We start from the raw sequence: 4,771 nt of genomic DNA on the forward strand, positions 1-4,771 counted from the left end.
CCCTTGGCGAATACGATCAGATCCGGTGAGACGCCGTAATGCTCGAAGGCGAACCAGCGCCCGGTGCGCCCGAACCCGGCCATCACTTCATCGAAGATCAACAGGATGCCGAATTCGTCGGCCAGCGCCCGCACACCCTTCAAATAGTCCGCCGGGGGCGTCAGCACGCCTGCCGTGCCGGGGATCGGCTCGAGCAGAATGGCGGCAATGGCGCCGGGGCCCTCACATTCGATGACGCGGCGCAGGTGCTGCAAGGCGCGCTGGCATTCCTCCTGCTCATCGCTGGCCCAGAAGTCGCTGCGATAAAGGTAGGGATTGAAGAAGTGCGCATGGCCCCGCGCAAATTCGTTGGGCACGCGACGCGGGTCGCCCGTCGCGACGATGGCCGACCCAGTATTGCCGTGATAGGAGCGATACGCCGAGAGAATCTTGTCGCGCCCTGTGTAGCTCCGCGCCATGCGGATGGCGTTCTCGTTGGCGTCTGCCCCCGCGTTGGTGAAAAACACTCTGGAAAAGCCCTGCGGCGCGCGCTCCACGATGCGCTTGGCGGCTTCGCCCCGGGCCAGGTTGGCGTGCGCAGGCGCTACCGTGGTGAGTGTCTCGGCCTGCTCCTTGATGGCGGCGATGACCCTGGGATGTTGATGGCCGATGTTGGTATTCACTAGCTGGCTGCTGAAATCGAGGTATTCGTTACCTGCGTAATCCCATAAACGACAGCCTTCGCCGCCGGCGATTACCAGCGGATCGAGCTGGCCCTGTTGGGACCAGGAATGGAAAACATACTGGCGGTCGAGCTGGCGAACGAGGTCGTTGGTCGGGGTCATGAGCGAAGCCCTGTCGGTCGGCGAAGAACAGTGTCGATTATCGAACAAGCTTAGGCAGCGTTCCCCGCGCATAGATAGAGCCAGAAATACGCTGACCTCGTGACAGCAGCATTTCTCACCGCGCACCGTTTTATCGTGCAATAATTTATTTTTATTGGATGGGTAGCGAAATACAAATTTTGACTATCAAAAGAATACTTTAAAAATAGCTACGTCAATAACGCATGGCTGTCACGCAAATGTGAGCACGATAACTAAGGTGCAGACCATAGGTTCCTTGGTTATCCCCAAGGTAAAGAGTAAAAAGGGGAAGGCAATATGAGCGGAAAATGCCCAGTAATGCACGGTGGCCATACCTCCACAGGCACCTCCAATAAGGATTGGTGGCCGGAAGGTATCAACCTGGATATCCTGCACCAGCATGATTGCAAGACCAACCCGATGGATTCTGGTTTTAACTATCGGGAAGAGGTCAAGAAGCTTGACGTTCAAGCGCTAAAGGACGACCTCCGAAAGTTGATGTTGGATAGCCAAGAGTGGTGGCCTGCGGATTGGGGCAGTTACGTGGGTATGTTTGCCCGTGTTGCTTGGCACTCTGCAGGCTCATATCGCCTGGCAGATGGCCGTGGCGGCGGCGGTACTGGTAATCAGCGATTCGCGCCGCTTAACTCTTGGCCGGATAATGTGAATACCGATAAGGGACGTCGGCTTCTATGGCCCATCAAAAAGAAATATGGCAATAAAATTTCATGGGCTGACCTGATGGTACTTTCCGGTACCGTCGCTTACGAAGTCGCGGGTTTGAAGACCTATGGCTTTGCCTTCGGCCGTGAAGACATCTGGCATCCAGAGAAGGACATCTACTGGGGCGACGAGAAGGAGTGGCTGGCACCTTCTGATGAGCGCTACGGTGACGTTGAAAATCCGGACACCATGGAAAACCCTCTGGCAGCAGTACAGATGGGGCTTATTTATGTTAACCCAGAGGGCGTAAACGGGCAGCCCGATCCGCTGAAAACCGCTGAGCATGTGCGTGAAACCTTCGCTCGCATGGCCATGAATGATGAAGAGACAGCGGCGCTAACAGCCGGCGGTCATACTATCGGTAAATGCCATGGTAATGGTGATGCTGCCGACCTGAGTGCAGAGCCAGAAGCGGCTGATGTTGAATATCAGGGCATTGGTTGGATAAATACCAAAGGCCGCGGTGTAGGCCAGGATACTGTGGTATCTGGCATAGAAGGTGCTTGGACCCAAAATCCGACTCAGTGGGACATGGGTTGGTTCGATATGCTCTTTAATCACGAATGGGAGCTCAAGAAAAGCCCGGCTGGAGCATGGCAATGGGAGCCCGCCGATATTGCCGAAGAAGATAAGCCGGTTGACGTTGAAGACGCATCAATTCGCCGTAATCCGATCATGACGGATGCCGATATGGCGATGAAAGTTGACCCCGTCTATAACGAAATCTGCCAGAAGTTCATGAACGATCCAGAGTATTTTTCTGAAACGTTTGCCAGGGCATGGTTCAAGCTGACTCATCGCGATCTGGGCCCGAAGTCGCGTTACATCGGCCCGGAAGTGCCCGCTGAAGACCTGATCTGGCAGGATCCCATTCCGGCAGGTAACACCGACTACAGCGAAGAAGTCGTCAAGCAGAAGATTGCTGAAAGCGGTTTGAGCATCAGTGAGATGGTCAGCACGGCGTGGGATAGTGCTCGTACGTATCGCGGTTCCGACATGCGCGGTGGTGCTAACGGTGCTCGTATTCGGCTTGCGCCTCAGAAAGAGTGGCAAGGGAACGAGCCCGAGCGTCTCGTTAGAGTACTCAGTGTGTATGAGAAGATCTCTGCTGATACCGGTGCCAGCATCGCTGATGTGATCGTGCTGGCAGGTAGCGTGGGTATCGAGAAAGCGGCCAAGGCGGCGGGCCATGAGGTACGCGTACCGTTCTTGAAAGGTCGCGGTGATGCTCTCGATGAAATGACCGATGCCGACTCCTTTGAGCCGCTGGAGCCGTTGGCTGATGGCTTTCGTAATTGGCAGAAGAAAGATTACGTGGTCAATCCGGAAGAAATGCTGCTCGACCGTGCCCAATTGATGGGGCTGACCGGGCCGGAAATGACCGTGCTACTCGGCGGTATGCGAGTACTGGGCACCAACCATGACGGTACCCAGCACGGTGTCTTCACCGACCGTGAAGGCCAGTTGACCAATGATTTCTTCGTCAACCTGACCGACATGGGCAATGCCTGGAAGCCAGCGGGTAACGGCCTTTACACGATCCGCGACCGGCAAACGGACACGGTCAAGTGGACCGCGTCACGCGTGGATCTGGTCTTTGGTTCCAACTCGCTGCTGCGTTCTTACGCGGAGGTCTATGCTCAGGACGATAATGACGAGAAGTTCGTCAAAGACTTCGTCGCAGCCTGGACGAAAGTAATGAACGCCGACCGCTTCGACGTCGCGTAACACTTCCTTCCTATATCGTGCATTGCACACCGGGAACGTGACACGGCCCTTCAAGATGTAGTGCGCCGTGTCGCGATACCCTAAGCCCTCCGCTTGATGCACTCGCCCCGATTCCTGCCTTCTTGGTTTGTGCCTTTCTGTATGCCTGTGCTCAGCGGCTAGCGGCATGCCAACGTCGATCTCGTGACTGCAACATGTCTCATCGGTGCGCTGGAACTGGCTCTACCGTGATCTGGGCGGGCTGGCTAAGGTCTCGCAACGCTAGCTCGCTCATGCCCGTACTCAGGAGACGCCGTGATCCCAACACTGCCCACGCTTGCTGCTGCGATGAGCCTAGCGCTATTGGCGGGCATGGTGCGTGGTTATTGCGGCTTTGGCTTCGCCATGCTGATGGCGCTGGGGCTGATGCTGCTCATGCCACCGATTCAGGCCGTGCCGTTGGCGCTGCTGCTGGATCTCGTCACCAGCCTGGGGTTATGGCGACGCGCCCTGCGGCATGCCGACTGGCCATGCCTGCGCTATCTGCTGCTGGGTATGGCGGCGACAACCTTGATCGGTGTTTGGCTCCTGGCAAGCGTGCCGGCTTCGCCGATGCGCATCGTTGTCGCGCTACTGGCGATGGGTGGCGCCGTTGCCTTGCTGTGCCAGCGCGATGCCGCTTCGGCGGCGCCCAAGACGCATCACTGTGGCGTGACGCTTGGCGCAGGCGGCGCTTCGGGGCTGTGCATGACGCTGGCGTCTTCCGGCGGGCCGCCGTTGATGCTGTATCTGCTATATCGGCGCATGCCACCGCTTGCGATGCGCGCCACGGCCATCGTCTTCTTCGCCGCGAGCAGCAGTGCATCCCTGCTTGGCCTGGGGCTGGCTGGAGCCTTGCAGGCCAGCACTTGGCACTGGGCGGCATGGCTATTGTTTCCGGCGCTGCTGGGTAACGTCCTCGGCCAGTGGCGCTTCGAACGCGCGCCGCCGCGCTCACTCAAGACCAGCGTTGCACCGCTTTTGATCGGGCTCTCGCTGTGGGTGCTGCTCCGCGAAGTGCTTGTCTGACCCCTAACATCACTCATTTTCACAACGGGAGGAAACCCGCATGACGGATTGTGTCTTCATCACCGGCGCTACCTCGGGCTTTGGCCGCGCCGCCGCGCATCGCTTCGCTGCCGCGGGCTGGTCGCTGGTGCTCACCGGGCGCCGACAGGAACGCCTGGAAGCCTTGAAGGAAGAGCTTCAAGGTCAGGTGCCGGTGCATATCGTCGCGCTCGATGTGCGTGACAGCGATGCCGTCGATGCCGCCGTGGCCGCGCTGCCGGACGGTTTCAAGCGCGTGCACACGCTGCTCAACAATGCCGGCCTCGCGCTGGCACCGCAGCCCGCTCAAGAAGTCGACCGGCGCGACTGGCACACCATGATCGACACCAACGTCACGGGGCTGGTCAACGTCACCCACACGCTACTGCCGACACTGATCGACGTCGGCG

The 4,771-nt window shown here is 58.3% G+C and carries 4 protein-coding genes; 3 read left to right on the plus strand and 1 reads right to left on the minus strand.

The window, feature by feature from the left end:
* The coding region (locus OP495_RS16565; RefSeq protein WP_280570817.1) for an aminotransferase class III-fold pyridoxal phosphate-dependent enzyme at positions 1–824 on the minus strand (824 nt) is incomplete at its 3' end.
* 318 nt (positions 825–1,142) lie between these two features.
* On the opposite strand from OP495_RS16565, the gene katG reads away from it, so the two are divergent.
* From katG to OP495_RS16580, 3 genes are all read left to right on the plus strand, one after another.
* Positions 1,143–3,296, plus strand: coding sequence for a catalase/peroxidase HPI (katG, locus tag OP495_RS16570; protein ID WP_280570819.1), 2,154 nt, complete (start codon positions 1,143–1,145; stop codon positions 3,294–3,296).
* Positions 3,297–3,590: 294 nt separating this feature from the next.
* Positions 3,591–4,343, plus strand: a complete 753-nt coding sequence (locus OP495_RS16575; protein WP_280570821.1) for a sulfite exporter TauE/SafE family protein — start codon at positions 3,591–3,593, stop codon at positions 4,341–4,343.
* 40 nt (positions 4,344–4,383) lie between these two features.
* Positions 4,384–4,771, plus strand: a 388-nt coding sequence (locus tag OP495_RS16580; RefSeq protein WP_280570823.1) for an SDR family NAD(P)-dependent oxidoreductase, incomplete at its 3' end; no start/stop codon positions are given.

The organism is Chromohalobacter sp. 296-RDG (genome assembly GCF_029889885.1).
Taxonomy (GTDB): domain Bacteria; phylum Pseudomonadota; class Gammaproteobacteria; order Pseudomonadales; family Halomonadaceae; genus Chromohalobacter.

Bases quoted from the DNA above. Each gene is read 5' to 3' on its own strand.
- katG (WP_280570819.1), top strand. From the start codon at position 1,143: ATGAGCGGAAAATGCCCAGTAATGCACGGTGGCCATACCTCCACAGGC.